This window comes from Paenibacillus turicensis (assembly GCF_050461185.1).
GTDB lineage: Bacteria > Bacillota > Bacilli > Paenibacillales > Paenibacillaceae > Fontibacillus > Fontibacillus turicensis_A.
In genome coordinates, this window is sequence record NZ_JBCMOR010000005.1 from 1 (window position 1) to 22,387 (window position 22,387).

21 protein-coding genes are annotated in these 22,387 nt (G+C 36.5%); 20 read left to right on the forward strand and 1 reads right to left on the reverse strand.

Annotation, left to right across the window (positions count from 1 at the left end):
* The 3 genes from ABE099_RS02090 to ABE099_RS02100 all read left to right on the forward strand — a co-directional run.
* Positions 1-682: hypothetical protein (locus tag ABE099_RS02090; RefSeq protein WP_430026918.1), on the forward strand; the 682-nt coding region annotated here is incomplete at its 5' end.
* A gap of 1 nt (position 683) precedes the next feature.
* Positions 684-944 (forward strand): hypothetical protein, encoded by a 261-nt coding sequence (locus tag ABE099_RS02095; protein WP_430026919.1) that lies wholly within the window; start codon positions 684-686, stop codon positions 942-944.
* Between the two features lie 245 nt (positions 945-1,189).
* Complete coding sequence (locus tag ABE099_RS02100; protein ID WP_430026920.1) at positions 1,190-2,797, forward strand: RHS repeat domain-containing protein; 1,608 nt, start codon at positions 1,190-1,192, stop codon at positions 2,795-2,797.
* Positions 2,798-3,562: 765 nt separating this feature from the next.
* Here the strand turns inward: ABE099_RS02100 and ABE099_RS02105 are convergent.
* Positions 3,563-4,765 carry a multidrug effflux MFS transporter gene (locus ABE099_RS02105; protein ID WP_430026921.1) on the reverse strand — a complete coding sequence of 401 codons (1,203 nt, stop codon included), beginning with the start codon at positions 4,763-4,765 and terminating at the stop codon, positions 3,563-3,565.
* Between the two features lie 197 nt (positions 4,766-4,962).
* Here ABE099_RS02105 and ABE099_RS02110 point away from each other — a divergent pair, with 197 nt between their 5' ends.
* From ABE099_RS02110 to tkt, 17 genes are all read left to right on the forward strand, one after another.
* The gene (locus ABE099_RS02110) at positions 4,963-5,523 is read left to right on the forward strand and encodes a hypothetical protein (RefSeq protein ID WP_430026922.1); all 561 of its coding nucleotides are present in this window, start codon (positions 4,963-4,965) and stop codon (positions 5,521-5,523) included.
* A 64-nt stretch (positions 5,524-5,587) separates the two neighbouring features.
* Positions 5,588-5,848, forward strand: a complete 261-nt coding sequence (locus ABE099_RS02115; RefSeq protein WP_430026923.1) for a hypothetical protein — start codon at positions 5,588-5,590, stop codon at positions 5,846-5,848.
* Between the two features lie 60 nt (positions 5,849-5,908).
* The gene (locus ABE099_RS02120) at positions 5,909-6,448 is read left to right on the forward strand and encodes a hypothetical protein (RefSeq protein ID WP_430026924.1); all 540 of its coding nucleotides are present in this window, start codon (positions 5,909-5,911) and stop codon (positions 6,446-6,448) included.
* Positions 6,448-6,840, forward strand: coding sequence for a DUF5071 domain-containing protein (locus tag ABE099_RS02125; protein ID WP_430026925.1), 393 nt, complete (start codon positions 6,448-6,450; stop codon positions 6,838-6,840). The genes ABE099_RS02120 and ABE099_RS02125 overlap by 1 nt, the downstream gene beginning before the upstream one ends.
* A 167-nt stretch (positions 6,841-7,007) precedes the next feature.
* Complete coding sequence (locus ABE099_RS02130; protein WP_430026926.1) at positions 7,008-8,189, forward strand: hypothetical protein; 1,182 nt, start codon at positions 7,008-7,010, stop codon at positions 8,187-8,189.
* Entirely contained in the window at positions 8,186-9,451 is a 1,266-nt protein-coding gene (locus tag ABE099_RS02135) for a CpaF family protein (RefSeq protein ID WP_430026927.1), read from the forward strand. The genes ABE099_RS02130 and ABE099_RS02135 overlap by 4 nt, the downstream gene beginning before the upstream one ends.
* A 14-nt stretch (positions 9,452-9,465) precedes the next feature.
* Positions 9,466-10,296, forward strand: a complete 831-nt coding sequence (locus ABE099_RS02140) for a type II secretion system F family protein (RefSeq protein ID WP_430026928.1) — start codon at positions 9,466-9,468, stop codon at positions 10,294-10,296.
* Positions 10,297-10,377: 81 nt separating this feature from the next.
* Entirely contained in the window at positions 10,378-11,244 is an 867-nt protein-coding gene (locus ABE099_RS02145) for a type II secretion system F family protein (RefSeq protein WP_430026929.1), read from the forward strand.
* Positions 11,245-11,440: 196 nt separating this feature from the next.
* Positions 11,441-11,635 (forward strand): Flp1 family type IVb pilin, encoded by a 195-nt coding sequence (locus tag ABE099_RS02150; RefSeq protein ID WP_430026930.1) that lies wholly within the window; start codon positions 11,441-11,443, stop codon positions 11,633-11,635.
* The gene (locus tag ABE099_RS02155; protein ID WP_430026931.1) at positions 11,636-12,343 is read left to right on the forward strand and encodes a TadE/TadG family type IV pilus assembly protein; all 708 of its coding nucleotides are present in this window, start codon (positions 11,636-11,638) and stop codon (positions 12,341-12,343) included.
* 39 nt (positions 12,344-12,382) lie between these two features.
* Positions 12,383-14,626 carry a TadE/TadG family type IV pilus assembly protein gene (locus ABE099_RS02160; RefSeq protein WP_430026932.1) on the forward strand — a complete coding sequence of 748 codons (2,244 nt, stop codon included), beginning with the start codon at positions 12,383-12,385 and terminating at the stop codon, positions 14,624-14,626.
* The gene (locus ABE099_RS02165; RefSeq protein WP_430026933.1) at positions 14,592-15,674 is read left to right on the forward strand and encodes a pilus assembly protein; all 1,083 of its coding nucleotides are present in this window, start codon (positions 14,592-14,594) and stop codon (positions 15,672-15,674) included. The genes ABE099_RS02160 and ABE099_RS02165 overlap by 35 nt, the downstream gene beginning before the upstream one ends.
* A gap of 18 nt (positions 15,675-15,692) precedes the next feature.
* A complete protein-coding gene (locus ABE099_RS02170) occupies positions 15,693-16,199 on the forward strand; it encodes an A24 family peptidase (RefSeq protein ID WP_430026934.1) in 507 nt (168 codons plus the stop codon).
* A 27-nt stretch (positions 16,200-16,226) separates the two neighbouring features.
* Positions 16,227-17,789, forward strand: a complete 1,563-nt coding sequence (locus tag ABE099_RS02175; protein WP_430026935.1) for a DUF6382 domain-containing protein — start codon at positions 16,227-16,229, stop codon at positions 17,787-17,789.
* A gap of 117 nt (positions 17,790-17,906) precedes the next feature.
* A complete protein-coding gene (locus ABE099_RS02180) occupies positions 17,907-19,016 on the forward strand; it encodes a deoxyribonuclease IV (RefSeq protein ID WP_430026936.1) in 1,110 nt (369 codons plus the stop codon).
* Between the two features lie 104 nt (positions 19,017-19,120).
* The gene (gene purU / locus ABE099_RS02185) at positions 19,121-20,014 is read left to right on the forward strand and encodes a formyltetrahydrofolate deformylase (protein ID WP_430026937.1); all 894 of its coding nucleotides are present in this window, start codon (positions 19,121-19,123) and stop codon (positions 20,012-20,014) included.
* A gap of 323 nt (positions 20,015-20,337) precedes the next feature.
* Complete coding sequence (gene tkt / locus ABE099_RS02190) at positions 20,338-22,359, forward strand: transketolase (RefSeq protein WP_430026938.1); 2,022 nt, start codon at positions 20,338-20,340, stop codon at positions 22,357-22,359.
* Positions 22,360-22,387: the final 28 nt, after the last annotated feature.

Consider the following 22,387-nt stretch of genomic DNA (forward strand, 5'->3'; position numbering starts at 1 on the left):
AAGTAAGGATACGTATGAAGGACAGATTAACAATCCTCTAACGTTAAATTTATTTACGTATGTGCATAATAGTCCGTTGATCTATACTGATCCAAGTGGACATTGGGCTTTTGTTATTCCCGCTATAGAAGCAGCAATGCCTTACGTAATAGGAGCAGTTACAGTACTAACTGGCATTAAGGTTGGAGTAGATATAAATAACAAGGGAGTCAATGGATTTGATACGTACCAAAGCAAACCAACTATAATTCAGCAGCCAAGGGTGAAAGCAAAGACGCAAGTAATCACAACTCCCCCAATAACTAAGAAAAAGGTGACTGTAAGTCAGCAACCAAAAGTAAAACAAGGACCGATAGTAAGTCAACAACCAATTATTAAACAAAAGCCTGTAGTTGTGCAGGTCAGAGGACCTCATAATTGGGGGAATAGAGCTACATTGCCAAGACATGTTAGAGATCATGGATCTGATTTTAATATTACAAGTCAGGATGAATATGCTTATCGAGCAAATGAATTTTTCCTTAACAGAGGAAGATACCGAGTCAAAACTGATGAAAATGGTATTATTAAAGTCTATGAGCCCCAAACGAATACTTTTGGTGCATATAACCCTGATGGAACAACAAAAACTTTTTTTAAGCCAACTTCGCCAACATACTGGCAAAGACAAAGGGGAAGATAAAATGAAATATTATTGTTTAGTTTGTAATTATGATGGTCTTGATGAAGCTCCTTATAGTGATGTAGGAACTCCTTCTTATGAAATATGTCCTTGTTGTGGCTTTCAGTATGGCTATCATGATGATGATGAGAATGATGAAAAAGAAAAACATTATATTGAATGGAGACAGAAGTGGATAAAAGATGATTATAGATGGCGTGACGAAAGCACATTACCAAGTGCAGACTGGGATCCTGTTGAGCAACTGAAAAGAATGAAGTAAAAGAAACTTAAAATCCATAATGAAATGACATTAAACTGCATCTCAATAAAGTTGAGATGCAGTTTATCTTTGATAAGTTTCAGTACAATGATACTTTTAATTACTTTACAAACTATAGCTATGAAAAGACACGGATTAGTAAAGTATAAACGAATGACTCACATGTTATTACAGCAGAGGACAATGCAAATGCACAATATAGCTTTAACCCAGAAGGTAAGCTTCAGCGTATCGTTTATCCAAGATTGTCAGATGGTAGCTATTTAACAAGTGATTATAGTTATGATGGAATTGGTAGATTAATTAAGGTAAGCAATAAAAAAGGAACAGTAATAGTTTCTGAGTTTTCCTATGTCTATGACAACAACGGTAACATAACAAGCATCAAGGATAGTGTAGGGACTACTAATTATCAGTATGATAAGCTAAACCGTTTGATTCAAGTGAAACGTCCTTCAGGAGAAACTATCGTTTACACCTACGATGCGAGAGGAAACCGCAAAACCCTCAAGGGTGATAGTGGAATGGTGGACAGTAAGGAACAAACGTATACGTTTAATTTGTGGGATCAAGTGAGTAAGGTGGTTAAGGATAATACGACCACTGAGTTTGAATATGAAATGGAAGGTTTACGATTAGCCAAAACGAAGACGACAGTAAAACCAACTAATAGCGATCAGAATAGTAACAGTCAAAACCCTGCATCCTCAGTTGAAAAGGTGCGTTACGCATACAATAATGCGGGTAAAGTAATTTCTGAGGCAGACGCTAACAATAAGGCTATTGCAAATTATACATGGGGTCCAGATCGACTACTTGCTAAACGGGATGTCAGCACGAATAAAAAGTATTTTTACTTGTATAACGGTCATGGAGATGTTGTACAGTTAATAGATGAGTCTGGTCAAGTTGTGAACCATTATCAATATGATGAATGGGGTAACATTGTTGAGCAGGAAGAAGCAGTTCGCAACGATTTTAAGTATGCAGGTGAAATTTTTGATAATGAGACCGGATTGTATTACTTACGAGCAAGATATTATGATCCTGCTATTGGGAGATTTGTAAGTAAGGATACTTATGAAGGAACAGTCACCAATCCACTAAGCTTAAATCTATATTCTTATGTTAGGAACAATCCATTAACTCATGTTGATCCAAGTGGGCATGATGCAATTATGATTACAAACCCAGATCTAGCCTTCGGTCTAGGACATACCTCGATACTTATCGAAAATAGTGACGGCAAATGGCACTATTTTTACTGGGGAGATGAGAATGTCCAATTAAAACAAGTGAGTAATGAATATCTTACTGATTTAAATAAATTTAATAGTTGGGGTAGTAATACAAAACTAAACGATTCATCAGGAAAAAAAGTGGATCTAGCAGGATTTAGTCAATCAGGTTATACCTCATCAACGTATATACAAGGAGATTTTTCTTCAAGTTATAGTGAAGCTAAAAAGCTAGCTAAAAGTCATTCAATTGACGATCCTAATAAAGATTATAGTTTGATTAAAAGAAACTGTTATATTGTCTCTTTAGATTTATTGAGTAAAGGTACATTATATAACGGAGTAAGTGCATCGCGTTTTACAACGTCAGTAAATATCCAAGTTAATTCATTAATTGGAGGGAATTCCTTAGGTGGCATTGTAGGAGCTAAGTCTCCGAATATAGGAGCAGCAGCATTGAACCAAGTATTCTATAATAGTGCATTTACTCATAGTGATTATCAAAATCAGTTAAGAGATGCAAAGAAAGGATATGAATCGGGAAATTGGCTTACAAAGATAATCCAAAAAGCAGGTTATCATCTTTTTAGAATTAATACTCTATTGGGTAAATAAAGGAGGATGAACATATTATCAGAAAGATAAAAATAATTTCAGTAATTGTAGTAATTTTAGCAATTGGCTGTTCTATTTATTTTATATTAGAAGGTACTCCTTGGGGAAAATACAAATTTAGAAAACAAGCCGAAGAATATTTGACAAAGGTTTTTCCCAATGAGGTAATTATAAAAGTAGAGGATCGGTATAGTTTTAAAGAAATGGATTATCGAACTAGGTTCTATACTAAGTCAGGAAATATAATATCGATTTATTTGGGAAATGATGGTAAAATAAAAGGTTACATTAGCAAATAAAGGATTTTATCATCTTGTATTTATTGGTGTTTTACTTTTCATAGATCTTTTGTTGAAGCATCTATGGAGAAATATAGATTGAAAAGAATATTAAGTGAAGACTCGGATGCTATTGTTTAACCGAAAAGAATTAAGTAGGAGTTTTTAAATACAACTTTAAGTTATTAATGGAATTCCACTGAACTGCCCCCGAATAGAGAATCTATCTAAACAATTTTAGGGGCAGTTTTTATCTTATTAACTATACATATGGGGTACATTATAAGTATGATTTGTAAGTTTAATTAGATTCAAAAATTCAAAAAAGTGAATTGCTTATATTTTCTTATTTGTTGTCACTTATTGTCAATGGAATTTATATTTGAGGCTCGCTCTACGGGAAATAACAGTTTAAAAATTTAAATATAAACGACTACATTCCACAGAACGTAGCCGCTTATTTCAGTCAATTCGAAAAAAAGTTGTTTTAACTGCTCTTACTTGTTAACGTAATCAAAAATAAAGAAACTATCAATAGTACAAGACAAAATAGCGGAAATACAAGTATTGAACCTGTATGAAGTAAACTAATCAAAAACGTACATATACTAACAATGATATAGTAGCCTAAACTTAAAAATGCACCAGCTGTTCCTGCTGCTTCTCGAAACTTAACTAAGGCTAAGCTCAAACAGTTGGGTAAAGCAATGCCTATACCAGCAAGGATTATGAAAATACCAGCAATATATAATATTACTTGAATAGCTTGAGGTAATAGCAGGAGCGCAGTTGAACTAAGAAATACAGTGCCTGCTATTGATAACTTGATTCCATTTTTAATAATTGTATTTGGCGATTGATTTTTTAATGCTCGACTAGATAACCAAGCCCCTAAAATCGTTGCTGTAGCAACCACACAGCCCATAAAGCCATATTTACTTTGACTAAAATGAAACTTCTCCATGAAGATACCGGGAGCTTCAGCATGGTAGCTAAACAAAATACCATTAAATATACCGATTAGTATACCAAAGGTTATCGTATAGGGATCTACTAAAATCCGTTTTCCAATTGCAAGGATTTCCTTAGTATCAAAGCCTGTATGATTAGGCTGTGATGTTTCCGGTAGACTTTTCAAGCTCCAAAAGAGTAAACCCATTCCCATCAACACTAAAGATAAAAATACAGTACGAAAACCGTAATATTGCCCAATGAAACCGCCAAGTAATGGTCCGATGGCTGGTGAAAATGCTAAGGCAGCTGAGATTTTTGCAAAAAGCTGGTGTCGCTCGTTACCGTGGTAGTTGTCTCGTAAAATCGTTTGAGTCGTAACAGATCCAGTGCTTGCGCCAAAGGCTTGAATTAAGCGTCCAATGAAAAGCATAGCAATATTGCTTGAAACTAGGCAAAGTAAGCACCCAAGGATATAAATAGCTACACCAAAGTTCATAGCTTTGCGGCGACCTATATAGTCTGAAATGATTCCCCAAAAGAATACACCAAGTGCAAAACCAAGAAAATAAATACTTAAGGTGGTCTGAGCTACGTTTAACGTTACTTGATAACCTTGAGCAATATCTGTTAAAGATGGCGTGTAAATTGTTTCACTAATTTGTGGGAAACCAACAAGGCAGACAAGTAAAGCCAAGCTGATTTTCTGAGTTTGTATTGTTCGGATGTTTTTTTCCATAAATATTCTCCTAATGAATTATTTATATGGGGAAAAAACATCCTTTGAAGGGAAACGGTGGGATCATAATTTTTATCCTGTCATAATAAATCATGAACATCACCCCTTTCTTAAAACATCAAATTAAATCGTAATGCATTTTCTGAAATATGTCTACGAGATAGAAATTGATTTTAAAAAGGTAGGGAGGTGACACTTTGCAAAAGAAGAGAATCTGGAAGAACATCACTACATTTCTGCTATTGATGTTGCCAAGTATACTTGTGCAATATATATTAATAAAACTTTTTCCTTATACTGGGCTTGCAAGAATTGTGACAATACCGGTGACAATTATTATTAATTCGTTATTGATTGTTGTATGTATAGTGATATGTAAGAAATATAGATATGGAATACTAAGTGTAGCAGTCACATTGGCTTTAAGTATTTGGATTACCATTGCCCTGTACCCACAGGAATCTAATCCTTCGGTTTATACTCAGAGTATTGTAGCTATAAATGCTATTTCGGATTTTGACCATATAACACTAGAGGATTTAGAGGTAAATGGTCATAAGAATAACCCCAGATATATTGTTGCCTTATATAAATTTAAAGATCAATTACTTTTGAAGGGAACATATCAACTTTATCAAAACGAAAACGTTTATTTTTACAATTACAGTATTAATAATTTGAAAGAAATTCCCTCCAAGCTAATTGGGTATCATAAAGTGATGTGGTGGTATCTTGAGATTGTAAATAAAGGTGGGTAATTAAGATAATGTAAAAGGCCAATAAAAAATAGCTTCATAGAGAACAAATAGGGAGAGAATAGAAATGAAATATTGCTGTTTAGTATGTAATTATGATGGTCTTTATGAGGCTCCTTATAATTTGATAGGAAATGCTTCAGATGAGATTTGCCCATGCTGTGGGTTTCAGTATGGCTATCATGATGATGATGAAAATAATGACAAAGAAAAACATTATAATGAATGGAGGGAAAAGTGGATAAAAGGTGGTTATATATGGCGCTCCAAAGGTAGATTACCAAATAAAGACTGGAATCCTGTTGAACAACTGAAAAAAATGAAGTAAAGGATTACTTCAAAATATTTAATGAAATGATATCTCTATTACATACAAGGTAGGTTCTAAATGAAAAAACTTTTTGCTTGGATTCCAATTATACTTTTCACTATATTCATCGCATTTTTCACCTTGCCTTGGCTACTCATAGGATTAGGTGGTTTATTAGAAGATGACCCTCCAGTTCCCCAAGTTAAATATGCAGAATTTCCAGTCCGTTTGGAATATGAAGTTAATGGACAGAAAAAAGTAGCTACAGATACGGTGATTTGTGAATATGATGGTGTTGGTTGGAATGAAGGCCAAGGGAAGCATCGTAAGTGGAAGCAACGTTTAGCAAGTGGGAATGAAGATATTTTGTTAGAGGTGATAGATGAATCAACAGGGATATATTTCCCACCTGAAACTGCTGATTATTATATGGGTGATCTAAAAGACTACGTTATAGGTGGAGGGCTATTCCCCGATGCTCTGTTGTATAAGATACAAGGTGATCCAAATGATTTTAGTATAATACGTGCAGATGAATTACTTGAAAAATACAAAATTAAGCTGACTAAATTAGAGGATAGTCCGCCAATTAAAAATAGCTTTGTGGAGGAGAAATAATGGAAATTCGTCAACTGCTTCCGAAAGACAAACATGACTTTGACAGTGTGAATAAGTTAAAAGAGTGTGATAAGGATACTTTAAGAAAAGTTATACCTGATTTACTTATCTGGCTACAGGATACAAACTGGCCGATTTCATTTGCAGTGAGGGATATTTTAATTCAGTTTGATAAAGAGCTAATTCCACATTTTAAGCAGATACTGAATTCCAACGACGGAATGTGGAAATATTGGATTTTAACCAAGTTAGTAAATAGATTGACTCCAGATGTAAGAGTCGAGTTAACACAAGAGCTTAATAGGTTATCTAATGATCCAAAACCATATGATGTAGATGCGGAAGTTGATGAGGCTGCACAGGAATTATTACAAGGCATGAAGTATTATTAGTATTATTAGGTTAATATAAAAACTGCTTGCACCGCCCTACATAATATGGTATTCTAATTGTAAATTTCAGGAATGTATAGTAACGGAAGCACCGTTCAAATATCGATCTTAACAGGTCGGTCGTTGAACGGTGCTTTTTTGCGTTCTGAGAGAGGGGAAGTGATTACGTGGCTATGATCAAAATGATACTTGCGTGTCATGACGAGCAATACATTGAGCCTTTTTTACATTACGTTCGCTTTAGTGAATATCAACTGCAAATGAGTGTAACTGCTTTTAGCCAAAAGGAGGCTTTTATGCAGTACATGGACGAGCTTGGCACAAATAGTCATGTTTTACTGACTGAACCTGAATTTGTTGATGGACTCACTGAGCTTAAAAATGCGGTTCATATTTTTTATTTAGTAGATGAGCTCATTCAGGATGAGCTTGATCGTGAGGATGAGATTCAAAGCATTTATAAATATCAGCCTTTACCGAAATTGTTAACTACCATATTAAAAAGTGTGCCTTCAAGTAAAACCATACAAGCCAGAGGGCGGAAACTAAATTGTACTGCTACTTTATTGACGATATGTTCAGCTCAGGGGGGAGCGGGAAAAACGACAGTTGCTCTTAATTTGTGCAAGCAATTTAGTATGCAAGGGATTCGTGCCTTCTATTTAAATCTTGAAAATATATATTCAAGTCCATTAATTGAGCATGTTATTCGTACTACTCAAGTTACCCAAGCCATCCAAGCAACAACGCAAGGGTTAGGATTATCTCGTTTACTATACGATTTAAAACGCCAAGAAAAAGATATTAATTTAGGGAAAAATCAAACACAGGAACAAGCAGACAAAATACCATTACTAGCTTATGTGGATCGTTGCGAGTGGATACAAGCAGATACTTTTAGTCCTGTACAAAATCGAAATGAAGTATTGCAAATGGAAATTGCAGATGTTAACGCAATAATTGATTTAATTATGTCTAGTGGCCTGTATGACATCGTGATTGCGGATGTTGAGTGTGAGGAAAATGCTAGGACAACAACCTTGCTAGAGCGGTGTGATCAGCACATTTGGCTTATAACTGAGGATTGGAGTGGTTTTCAAAAGGCACAATATAGTTGGAATTTATTAGACGAAGCTATAAAAGAAAAGACGTTATTAGTGCTTAACAAACATACAGGTCAAGCTACATCTGATCATTTATTAGACGAACTCAGGCCTAGTTTGAAGTTACCACTAATCGCTGGTTGGAATGAAAAGTCTCAAGCCAAGGGAGTGTTGAACTCCCCTGATTTTCAACGAGAAATTTTACGACTTTGCCAAAAGGTTTATAAACAGGAGAGCTTAGCATGAATGAAGAGCTATTTATAACGCTACGTTCTGAAATTAGATTTAGTCTTGATGTGACTGCATCGTTAGATGATGAAGGACTTTTAAGGCACATTGAAGATCGCATATTAGGGGATGATAGACTCAAAAATATCACCTCTACTGAAAAATGGCAGTGGGTTCGACGTTTATATGATTCCTTTCGTGGGTTGGATATTTTACAGCCGCTAGTAGATGATCACAGCATTACAGAAATCATGATCAATAGCTATGATGAAATTTTTGTAGAACAGCAAGGACAAGTTATCCAATTACCGCTGAGGTTTGAATCACAAGGAAGGCTAGAGGATATTATTCAAAGCATTGTAGCTAAAGTGAATAGAGTTGTAAATGAATCCTCACCCATCGTAGATGCAAGATTGAAAAATGGATCACGTGTCAATATCGTGTTGCCCCCAATCGCATTAAAGGGTCCAACGATGACCATTCGTAAGTTCCCTGAAAATCCAGTTACGCTAGAGCAATTAATAAATTGGCAATCTTTAAGTCAAGAGGCAGCTGAGTTTTTAAAAACTTTAGTTCAATGCAAATATAACATTTTTGTAAGTGGGGGTACTGGGTCAGGGAAAACTACGTTTCTTAACGCATTATCGCAATATATCCCAGCGGATGAAAGAGTGATTACGATTGAAGATTCAGCGGAATTGCAGATCAAAACAGTACCTAATCTTGTATCGATGGAAACAAGAAATGCAAATACAGAAGGAAAAGGTGAAATTACAATTCGAGAATTGATACGCTCATCATTACGAATGCGTCCTAACCGCATTATTGTAGGTGAGGTGCGTGGTGCAGAGGCGTTAGATATGCTCCAGGCAATGAATACTGGACATGACGGTTCGTTTTCGTCAGGGCATAGTAATAGCACTAAAGATATGATCAGTCGTTTAGAAACGATGGTTCTGAATGGTGCAGATTTGCCACTACATGTGGTACGTCAGCAAATTGCATCTGCTGTAGATATTATAGTCCATTTAGCTAGACTGCGAGATCGTTCTCGTCGCGTTGTTGAGATTGTAGAGGTGGCAGGATTACATGAGGGGGAGGTGGTGTTAAATCCACTTTACATATTTCAAGAGGAGGGAGAGCAGGCAGAGAAAATCCAAGGAAAGCTGTTAGCAACAGGTAATGCTCTTATTTACCAAAACAAATTACGTATGGCAGGTATTTCGGAACATGATTTTGCTCATCTGTGCGGACATGAAAAAGAATATGAAAGTGATTAAGGGAGGAGAAGCTAATGCTACAATTTATAGCTAAAAAAAGACAGTATTTTAGGCATTTAAAAACTTCATCTCCAGCCTTATCTTCTGCTTCACAATCTACTGGTTTGCCTGACTATACTGTGCATACGCTAACTACAAAGCAATTTATAATTGCTATTTTTGTAGGAGGGTTACTGCTGGTTGGAATAGGTTATATATTTTTTCACTCTATTGCGCTTAGCTTGATTTTATCGATTGGAGCATATAAAGCGCCTAGACTAGTTAGTAACTATTTATTAGAACGCAGAAAAAGTGCCATAAGCTTGCAATTTAAGCAAGCATTATATTCAATCTCCTCTTCATTAGCGGCAGGACGGTCTGTTGAAAATGGATTTGTAAATGCGATTGAGGATTTACGTTTGTTATATCCTGGTGGGGACAACGACTTAATTAAAGAGCTATCTATCATATGTACAAAAATGCAATATGGACAACCGATAGAGGAGGCTTTACAGGATTTTAGTCGGCGAGCAGGTAATGAAGAAATTACGAATTTTGCAGAAGTATTTACAACCTGTAAGCGTTCAGGTGGGGATTTAGTAGAAATTGTGAGAAGAACATCCACTATTATTACGGAAAAACTGGAGATTAGTCAGGAAATAGGTGTCATGATTGCCCAAAAGCGTTTTGAGGCTAAAGCTATGATTTGTGCACCCATTGCTTTTTTAATTTTTATGAATGTTAGTTCACCCGATTATATGATGCCAATGCATAGTGGAGTTGGGATATTCATGTCCGCAATCGCCTTAATCATTTTGGGATTATGTAGCTGGTGGATGCTCAAAATAATGGATATTAAACTATGATCAATTAGAAGAGAGGTATTGCACAAAGGGATGAAAGAAAGCGATTAAGATCGCGATTAAAGAAAGGGATTAAAGATAAGCATGAGCGTTGTTGTCATTATAGCTTCAGTCTTAACATGGACTTACTTATACAGCCAGTCTGCTAAAAAATTTAAAGAAATGCTTGGGTTAAGGATGAATGGAATCAAACTGCAAAAGCTTGCTCAACCCATGCTGTTTATATTGGATAAAATCAAAGTTGCTGGGCGTTTCCCATTATTTTTTTACAAGCTGCAACAGAGTATTACTAAGCTAGAGGGGCAACGTTATTCTGTAGATCTGACATTTTTATTTATAGCTGAAATGATGACCTATAGTTGGGGGATCATGACACTTGGGGCTATATTGTCTGCTATCCAAGATGGTGATATGACGATGCTGATTATAAGTTTGTTGCTTGCTATTATGCTTCCAGTTGCTCTTTTTAACGACTTGTCCAAAAAAGTAATTCAGCGAGAAAGATTAATATTGCTAGAGTTACCTGAACTTTTAAATAAAATTATATTGCTCGTAGGAGCCGGATCGACGGTTCAACAAGTGATTACTCAATGTCTTAAACGTAGGGAAAATAACAGAAGTCATCCACTTTATAAAGAGTTATTTCAACTGCAAAAGGATTGGGAGGCAGGATATTCTTTTCAACAAGCACTCGAAGCATTCAGTAAGCGATGTGGTGTACAGGAGGTTGCGGTTTTTTCAACTACGCTTTTATTAAACTATCGACGAGGTGGACAAGATTTTGTCTTATCTTTAAAGGAATTATCTCATTCATTATGGGAAAAACGGAAAACTGTAAGTAAAACATTAGGAGAGCAGGCCTCATCGAAGCTTGTGTTCCCGATGGTGTTTATTTTTATTGCGCTCATTATTTTGATAGGATCGCCAGCATTTATGATTATGAATTTCTAAATAAATTATTGCTCTTTTTCAATCAGTACTTGACGAGTGAGGTTGGTAGCTACGATCCAGAGAGTTCTTGCGATTGTTGTTAAAATCATATTCCGTTTTATTGGATTAAGTTTAGGGTGCTAGCGTGCGTAGGTGTAAGCACTGATTTCAAAATTGAACCAAATATTTAACTACAAATTATTTAAGGAGTGTTTATATGTTAACAATGGTTTTTCGGAAATTAAGAGAGCTTGGTTCAAATGAGCAAGGATTAGGGATGTTGGAAATGATTTTAATTATTGCCGTTATTGTGATTTTGGCAGGGATTTTCCGTACTCAACTCAAGGATATTATTAATAGCTTGTTGGGTAAGGCAAAAACCAAATCTGAGAGCTTCATGAACGATAAATAAATGGGGACTGCGGCGAAGCTTTTTCGTAATAGGAATAATATTCGGGATATAAGAGGGAGCTTTACTCTTGAGGCTTCACTTGTATTGCCAGTTATTTTTATAGCCATTTTGCTGTTATTGTTTTTTTGCTTGTATTTGTACCAAAATGCTTTTTTGGCTCATTCGGCGGCGATTGCTGCCGATCGGGCTAGCTATGTATGGGATAACAGCTTCCGAGATCCAAAAACAGGAGCAATTACTTCTTCTAAAACTGACTCATTATATTGGAGATTGACTAGTGATACGATGCTGCAAAGTATTTTTTCGTTAGGGAGTAGTGGGGTGAGTAGTGAAGCTGCATCAACGTTACAATTGCCTTCTACAAAAGGTGAAAGCTCTAACAACTCTTTACCAATGCAAAAGCTACAGCGTGTCGCAGCACAGTTACCAACTGGGTTTAGAGGTGATATGAGCTATCAAAATAAGCTACTTATTCGAAAAATTGATGTTTCCTTACAACGACTCGTTTCTTTAACGCCATTAGATAAAATTATCGGTGATTCAACACAAATGGGTTATGCAAGCTCGTTTATTGTAGAGCCCGTTGAGTTTATTCGCACCGTAGAATTAGGCAGATATTATGGAGCTAAATTTAAGGCAAAGTCAACAAGTCCAATTCATGTTAAGCAAGTGGAGGCAGGGGCAGCATTACGTTTATTTGGCAAATAAAAAGCCATTTTCTTTGCAGGAAGAGGGGGAGTAAGAGCTATGTTTTCACAATTAAAAGCGATCTTTTCAAAGCATTATCAAGCTGAACGTGGTGCAGTAACGATATTTTTAATTTTAATGTTCACCTGTATATTCGCTTTTGTTGCCATCTTTATCGATTTCGCAAGAATATATGCTTTGCAAGCAAAAACAGAATGGTTATCTCACGCTGCTTCTCGCTCCCTTCTCTCTGCTTATGATCCACAGCTTGCTGATCAATATGGATTATTTGCATATGGTGAAACTAATGAAAATGACATTGTATCAAAGGTGCTTGAGCAAAGCTACAAGCTTTCTAAACGCAAAAATAGTTTACCCCTTTTAGGGGATGCTCTAGGATCCTCTACTATCGAGATGACGAGGCCCCTTGCTACATATAGCATTTTTGAAGCTCAAATTAGGGAGCAAATGAAATATAAAGCACCCATTGATTTTACGCTTGATATTATAAATGCTTTTAAACCAATGGCGGATGTGATGAAGCAGGCTTCCCATACGGTTGATATTTTAGAGCGACTACAGAAGCTTTATGATGAACGTGAAAATCAACTAGATGAGATGGTTAAATTGCAAAAAAAAGGGGCTAACATGATTTCGCCAATTTCAAGATTAGTATCTGATTCATTACAAAATCTTGTTAGCTCTTATCCTAGTTATCAAGGCTGGTTAGAGCAGGTTGCAAGCTGGGATGATCAAGATTCATCCTCTGATAATGAAAAAGAAAATGCTAGATATATGGAGAAGCTGCGAATCAAACTATCAATATCTAATTATCAAGCCAATATAAATAGCATCTTTAACAAAATTCAGTCAGCAAAGCAAAAGGCGATTGAAAAGCATCCTAATTCTCTAAGAGAAGCTATTGAAAGGTTAGAGGAAGCCCAATCATTAAACGCACAAATGGAGCAGATGATTAAAGAATCGGAGCAAAGACCTCAGCAAGATGGATACAACACAGTAACACAGTCAGCAAGCACAAGTGGGAACGAAAAGGTTGACGGTGGGGAGGCTATTTCTCAAATTAGAGGAAGGGTTCAGTCTTTAATATTACCTGAAAAAATGTTCATAGCTTTTAAGCAAGGAATCGATGAGCAAGCAACTTTTTTTAATACTTTAAACAGCCAAATAGATATTTTACTGTCGCAACAGGAAGCTATTATTTCAGGTACAGCACTAGCTGATCATTTCCAAAGCATTTCTACTAATACCAACGGGCAAGTAGAGCAATATTTACGTTATTTTGTGAAAAGTAATGCAGAAAATAAAATACAACAAACGATCCAAACGCTAAACCAGCATCGTAGTTTTGATAATGAAAGGAAATCAGCAGAAAAAACAGCAAAAACAAAATTGAGACAGTTCAATTCTATTCTTAGACAACTCAAATCGATAACTTCTAGCTTTAAGGAGCATCAGGACAAGTTTAATGAGCTTGAAAAATACTATAAACACATTCAGGAATTTAATAACAACCTATTTTCAACAAAATCTACTGATAACAATATAGAAACCGACCCATATCAAGAGGGTAGACATGCAATGAGTAGCATGGACTCATTTTACGGTTCATTAGCGCAAGTGATGTCTTCGATATCGCAAAACAGCTTTGAAAGTGAGTATATCGCCAGTTATTATTTCCATTTTGATGTCACTGTATTGGAGGGGCTTTTTAAAGGAAATGGGGTGGGTCCATTACAAGCCTATAGTGATAGCTTTGCCCCCAATAAGCAGGAGATGGAATATATTTTATTTGGCTTTACTAATCCTATTGGGAATGTAGCAGCAGCTTTTGGTGAAATTTTTACACTTCGTCTTGCGATACGGACAATGGAGGGCTTAATTAAAAATGTGGACAAACAACACCCATTATTAATTTTAGCTATGGCGATTTTATATGGAATTGAACATGCATTAATGGACATTTTGACTTTATGTCATGAGGGAAATGTGGAGGTTAGCGCCTATTTAAAAGCTAATGTGACCTATCGCGATCATTTAAGAATACTATTATTTTTGCATGGAAAAAGTGAAGCGAGATTGGCACGAATGTTAGCTGTTACAAGAATGAATACAAGCATTGATTTAACACAAAGAAATACCTATGCCATATGTAAAATGACAGCATCTATGCCTTTATGGTTTATGCCCGGCGTCATTTCTATGTTGGAATGGTCAGGAGTTATACAGGGATATGTAGAGGGAGGGCGTTATGCGGTGGTTAAACAGGCGGATTTCTACTATTAGAGAGATTACAACTTTTAAATCTATAAGAAACATTAGGAAAAAGGAAAAAGAACTAAAAATTACTCAGATACGAGGAAGTGTTGTACTAGAAGCCTCCTTAGTGATGCCGATATTCATTATGTTTATATTTTTCCTAATATATATCGTTCAAATGACAATAACGCTTGGGCAAATGTATACCGTATCTGCAAATGCTGCAAAATTAGTAGCTTCACATATTTATCCTATTTCTGTCGTTGTGGAAAATCATAACACCGCTTCTAATTCTAACATAAACCCTAATACGAGAACTGATGCTAACTTAACTCAAAACTCAAGCTCTACGAAAGCTACTTGGAGCATACCTAAATTATCACTCTCAGAGTGGAGTACACAATATACAAGTAAACTTCCTGAGCCACTATCAAGTTGGATGAAAAGGGCAGTAGATAAAGGAATTACTCCATTAGAAGAAATGAAAACGCATGTATCAGAAGCTGTGCTGGATCCAATTATTAAGCCATTATTACGACCACTGCTAAAATACACAAGCCTACACGAACCTCGGCTACATGTTAGCTCTATTACAATTCCGGACTTAGGCAAGGGAGAACGCCCGTATATAGGCATTGAACTTAGTTATGAGTTGCCTATTAAAGTCCCTTTCACCTCAACACCTATTTTTTTGCAAACTAAAGCAGTAGAAAGAATATGGATTGGTGACACAGGTGAAGGGAAGAATCATGACAACAACGGGAATTTAAATGACGACTCGATGGGGACGCCTGCAACGATCTTATTAAAGCCAAAGCCTGCATACATAGGTAGAAAAGCAAAGGTTAAGGCAAAAGTAGAGCCGGGTACAACTGCAACGTTAATCATTTACTACAAAAGTGGGGTCAGTACAGCCAAATATTTAGGTGAAGCAACCGCGGATGAAAACGGAGTTCTTGAATGGGAGTGGCTAGTAGGCGGAAATACAACCCCAGGCTCGCAAGGCACGTTAGTTGTTGAAACTGAAACGGGTGCACGTACAGTAGACAATTTTAATGTATCTAACAAAGAATAAGGGGGAATCAAGGAAATAATGCTTTTACAATACTGGGGCTTTTTCTTATTGCTGATAATTTCATTTGTAACAGATATTAAGTCTATGAAAATTCCAAACAAAATAACTGTTCCTGCAATGTGTTTAGGTGTGGCTTTTCATTTTGTTGTTGATGGTCTTACAGGGACTTGGCGTGCCCTTGAAGGTGGTGCTGTTGGTTTTGGAATTATGCTTATTTTGTATTTGTGTGGCGCTGTAGGCGGTGGAGATGTAAAGCTATTTGGGGCTATCGGAACGTGGGTAGGCACATATTTAACTTTGACCACAATGATGTATTCAATATTTGTTGCGGGTGTGATCGGTCTTTTAATTTTACTTTGGCGTAGAGAGGCCTTGCAACGTATTAAACGTGTTTTTGTGAGTATATTTGGTGCAATTTTGCTGAAAAGTATCGTGCCAATTCAAGCAAATGCTAAAGGACAGCTGCAGTTTCCGTTTATGTTAGCTGTATTGCCCGGTGCAGTTATAGCCTTTTTATATTTATAGTTTCGTCTACTAGGGAGGGAGATTAAGTTGCATACATTTAAAGTGGATTTTATCCGAGCAGGTGATACATTAATGGTGCTGAGTACAGAAAACGGAATAATTTCAAGTGATGTCAACCATGTTGAACGTCAAATGTTAAGCTCTTCTATTTCAGGACTTCTTCCCATACATATTGATGAAATTAATTTTAAAGTTTCATTTCAATATGTCATTACAGGTAAAAAGATGTTATCCCAATGCTTGAAAAGCGATAAATTAAACTTGTCACAATTGTATAGTTTGTTGCTACAAATCATTACAATATTAGAAGACAGTAAAAACTATATGCTGACACATGACAATTACATATTAGAAGAGGATTACATTTTTGTGGAAGGGTCATTATCCTGTGCCGCCTTATATTTAACCTATGTTCCACTTAACTTTTCCAAAGAAATAAAGAAACCGCAACAACCTATTCAGCATAAGTTTTTGTCCTTGGTCACCTCGCTACTTTTGCATGTTCAAAATATGGAGGGTAATGGGGTACAGCAATTACTTGCGTTATGCAAAGACGATATCTTCTCTTTTCAACAATGTAAAAAGCTGTTGTTAACTTTGTTAACTGATGATTCACCTCAATCACATCAACGACAAGATCCACATTCATCAAAACAACATCACTCATATGAAGCAAGTCAATCACATCAGCCCTTACAAGGAGAGTTCATAGATCAGCAGTCGCCCTTTAAATTTAGTAGTAGCGATCCCGCCCAAAATCAGAATGTAGTTGCTCCTGTCGATTCCCCACTTTTTAATCAACAAGATCAAAGACAGATACAACGCTCCGTTCCCTTAACCTCAATTGATGAAGAAGATAGCCAATCCCTAAGGATAAAGCCAATGTATATTTTGTTAGGTGTAGTTATCGTAGATGCTTTATGGTGGAGGTTTGTTTATTTAAATCATCAAGGAAAAGTGAATTTATATATTAGTATAGGTGTTACGATCCTACTTGGAGTAGCGTATTGGATATTAACTAGTAAAAATGATTTTTTTTCAAAAAAAGAAAATGAATTTGAACAGCAATGGAGATGGAACAACAACTCCAACGGATCGTCAGAGGAACAAAGCTATTTAGGTTTGGTGAACGAAGTGAAGTTAAATAACAACCCTACAACTTTAAATGATAAAAAACCACTTGATAACAATTCTGTTGAGAACGGTAATATGAAAAAAAGCAACCCAAGCAATCTACCTATACAAAGCCCACCAACTGTATTATTACAACATGGTAGTAATTCCACTCAAAAATATTTGGAGCGTTATGGGATTGAAGGGGGTACACCTGAAAAAATTTTAATAGATCGTCGTCATTTCATCATTGGTAGGGACAGTAAGCTAGCGCAATACATTGAACAGGTAAGTGGGGTTTCTCGTGCACATGTAGAATTAAACTTAACTTCTGATCAATGCACACTAAAGGATCTTGGCTCAAAAAATGGCACAAAGTTAAATTCGGAGTGGATAGCGCCATATAAGGAGTACCCCATACAAGTAGGAGAACGCTTTGTTATTGCTGGTGTCACTTTTAAATATTGTATTTCGTAGCAATTTGCTCTATAACCTTGATTTGGTATAGATTTATTACTCTAATAAAGCTAAAATAAGGATTAATTTTAAATTAATTGAGTAGTAGTCGTATTCAAAATTTAGGGAGGCAATAAAATGCTAAAAATTGGTTCTCACGTTTCTTTTTCAGATAAAGGTCTTATTTCAGCGACGGCTGAAGCTACTTCTTACGGATCAAGCTCTTTTATGATCTATACTGGAGCACCCCAAAATACTCGTCGTAAGCCTATCGATTCTATGAATATAGAGCAAGGCAAATTGGACATGCAGGCAGCAAACATTGAAGAAATTGTTGTACATGCACCTTATATTATTAATCTAGGTTCTTACAAAGAAAACACGTATGAGCTTGCTGTTGAATTTTTGCAGGAGGAAATCCGCCGTACACATGCGATAGGCGTTAAAAATATCGTGCTTCATCCTGGGGCATTTACAGATAAAGATGCTGAATATGGCATCAATCGAATTGCAGAAGGGTTAAATGAAGTTTTAAATGGTGTGAAGGAAACAGATGTTAATATTGCATTAGAAACGATGGCGGGAAAAGGAACGGAAATGGGCAGAAGCTTTGAGGAGCTTGCTTCTATTATTGATAAAGTGGAGCGTAATGATCGCTTAACCGTTTGTATGGATACCTGTCATATTCATGATGCTGGTTATGATATTGTTAACGATTTAGATGGGGTACTAAAGAAGTTTGATTCTTTAGTTGGTTTAGATCGAATTGCAGTTGTTCATATTAATGATAGTAAAAATCCGTTAGGCGCAGGGAAAGACCGCCATACTCCGATTGGTTCAGGTTATATCGGCTACCAAACTATTCATAACGTTGTTCACCATCCACTACTTCAGGGTAGACCGTTTATTTTAGAAACACCTTGGATTGGTAAAAATGCAAAAACACAACGTCCGATGTATGAAATTGAAATTGCTTTATTGCGTGGTGATGTTGCTGCTCGTTTTGGCGAAGGCTTTTTAGGTGAGGTAGAGCTATTAGGACAGTTTTACAAGAAGCAAGACATTGACCCCAAATCCTATGTGCTAGATGTTTGGAATGTGTTAAAAAATGATGCAAAAGCTAAAAAATTAGATCCACGTGAGCCATTAGAAAGACTTTATGACCTAATCACTGAAGCTAATTTTTTCACAAACCATTCCGAAGAGGAAATAAACAAGCTAATTATTGCTTGGTTAGCTCAAGCCTAATATAAGAATTTAATGTTAAGATTTTATGATTTAACACTTTTGAAACTTATTATATGTAAATAATGAACTATTTTAGATCATGTTATGGGGGAAGAGATAATTTCATGAGTATTCATAAAAAAGGGAACAGCACTAAAACAACACATGAAAATCGCGCAAGAATGTTAATTTCATGTCCAGATGGTCCAGGGATCGTAGCTACTATTTCTCAATTTCTACACCAGCATGGTGCTAATATCGTGCAATCAGATCAATATACGATTGATCCTGAGGGCGGTATGTTTTTTATGAGAATAGAGTTTGATTTATTAGGATTAGAGCAAAAAATTGATATGCTTAAACAGGATTTTGCTAGCATTGCTGATTCTTTTCAAATGGAATGGAGTATTCACCAACTAAGCAATAAGAAGAAAATTGCGATTTTTGTATCAAAAGAGGATCATTGTCTTGTAGAGCTTCTATGGCAATGGCAAGCAGGTGATTTGGATGCAGACATTACAATGGTTGTAAGTAATCATCCCGATATGAAAGAATACGTAGAATCCTTTGGTATCCCCTATCATCACATCCCAGTTACTGCAGATTCAAAGGCAGAAGCTGAGGAAAAGCAGTTAGAGCTTGTTAATGGCAAGGTGGATTTAATTGTCTTAGCAAGATATATGCAAATTGTTTCTCCTGCTTTAATTGCACCTTATCGCAATCGGATTATTAACATCCATCATTCCTTTTTACCCGCGTTTGTCGGTGGAAAACCTTACGCACAAGCTTATGAGCGTGGTGTAAAGATTATTGGTGCGACTGCTCACTATGTCACTGAAGAGCTAGATGGTGGTCCAATTATTGAACAAGACATTCAACGTGTAAGCCACCGGGACGATGTTAATGAGCTAAAACGTATTGGTAGAACGATTGAACGTGTTGTATTGGCTCGGGCTGTAAAATGGCATATTGATGATGCAATTCTTGTTCACCAAAATAAAACGGTTGTTTTTAATTAGATTAAATTGGCTCTATTTAGAATTTAGTACTTGACTACGATAGGAGTCCGGATGCTACGATCCAGAGCGTTCTTGCGATTGTGTTAAAAGACAATCTTCAAAATCGCTCTGTCTCTTCGCTAGTTTAGGCTAGCGGTCAAGAACTAATTCCAAGATTGATCCGATTAATTTTAGCTTAATTTGAAAAAGCTAAAACTAATAAGAAAACGTTGGCAAACATCAAAATGAAATGGTACAATAGATAAAGTCAAAATGATCTTTTCAAATTGAATGTTTTGAACTTCAATTTTGTATGCTTTTACAATCTAAGGAGGAAATCAAAAATGCCACTTTCAGACAACAATACGATTGATAACTTGTCAATTACTACGATCCGTACACTAGCAATTGATGCTATCGAGAAAGCAAACTCAGGTCACCCAGGAATGCCAATGGGTTCAGCTCCAATGGGTTACCAGCTTTTTGCTAAATCAATGGTTCATAATCCTGACGCACCTACTTGGGTTAACCGCGACCGCTTTGTTTTATCCGCAGGTCATGGTTCCATGTTATTGTATAGCTTGCTTCATTTAAGTGGATATGACTTATCTTTGGACGACCTTAAACAATTCCGTCAATGGGGAAGTAAAACTCCAGGTCACCCAGAGGTTGGACATACTGCTGGTGTAGATGCTACTACAGGTCCACTTGGTCAAGGTTTGGCTATGGCTGTGGGTATGGCTCTTGCTGAAACTCAATTAGCAGCTACTTATAATAAAGATGATTTTAAAGTTGTAGATCATTATACTTATGGTATTTGTGGTGACGGAGACTTGATGGAGGGTGTGGCAAGCGAAGCTGCTTCTCTAGCTGGTCATTTGAAATTGGGCAAATTGATTTTCTTATATGATTCCAACGATATTTCTTTGGATGGTAAATTAAATCTTAGCTTCTCTGAAAATGCTCGTCAACGCTTTGAAGCTTATGGCTGGCAAACATTGCTTGTTGAAGATGGTAATGACCTAGCAGCAATCGAAGCTGCAATTGAAGAGGCAAAACGTGATACTGAGCGTCCTACTTTAATTGAAGTTAAAACTGTAATCGGTTATGGTAGCCCTAACAAGCAAGGTAAAGGTGGTCATGGTGGTACTCATGGTTCCCCACTTGGTAAAGACGAAACTAAATTAACTAAAGAATTTTATAAATGGGTTTATGAAGAGGATTTCCATGTACCAGCAGAAGTACGTGAGCACTTTGCTACAGTAAAAGCTAACGGAATTGCAGCTTATGACGCATGGAACGAAAACTTCAAACAATATAAAGCAAAATATCCAGAATTAGCAGCGCAATTTGAAACTGCAATCGCAAATGAATTACCTGCAGGCTGGGATAAGGATCTTCCTAAATACAACGCTGGAGACAACGCTTTGTCTACACGTGTAGCTTCTGGTAATGCATTAAACGGTCTTGTTGGCAATGTTCCTCAATTGCTTGGTGGTTCTGCTGACCTTGAAAGCTCTACAATGACTCATCTTAAAGGATTGCCTGTGTATACACCAGAATCCCGCGATGGTCGCAACATCTATTTTGGTGTTCGTGAGTTTGGTATGGCTGCTGTTATGAATGGTGTAGCACTTCACAGCGGACTTAAAATTTTCGGCGGTACATTCTTTGTGTTTACTGATTACTTGCGTCCAGCAGTTCGTCTTGCTTCCATCATGAAAACTCCGGTTACTTATGTGTTAACACATGATAGTATCGCTGTTGGTGAAGATGGTCCTACGCATGAGCCAATCGAACAGCTTGCTTCCTTGCGTATCATTCCAGGACTTACAGTAATTCGTCCTGCTGATGGTAATGAAACTTCTGCTGCTTGGGCTTATAGCGTTGAAAACAAAGAAAACCCTGTGGCATTAGTATTGACTCGTCAAAACTTACCAATTCTTGAGAAGAGCGCAGAGCTAGCACGTGAAGGTATTAAACGTGGTGGTTATGTGATTTCTCCTGCAAAAGGTAAACCAGTTGTTCAATTAATTGCTACTGGTTCTGAAGTGCAATTGGCAGTTAAAGCTCAAGCTGCGCTTGCTGAAGAAGGTATCGATGTTTCTGTAGTAAGCTTACCAAGCTGGGATTTATTTGATAAGCAATCACAAGAATACAAAGATTCTGTTATTCTTCCAGATGTTAAAGCTCGTGTTGCAATTGAAATGGCACATCCATTTGGTTGGGAGCGTTATGTTGGTGAGAAGGGTTCAATTATCGGCATTAACACATTTGGCGCATCTGCACCTGGGGATAAAGTTATGGCTGAATATGGCTTCACTGTTGAAAATGTAGTTAAACATGTGAAAGACCAATTAAAATAATTATTGGCCTAAATAAATTAAAAAAGAA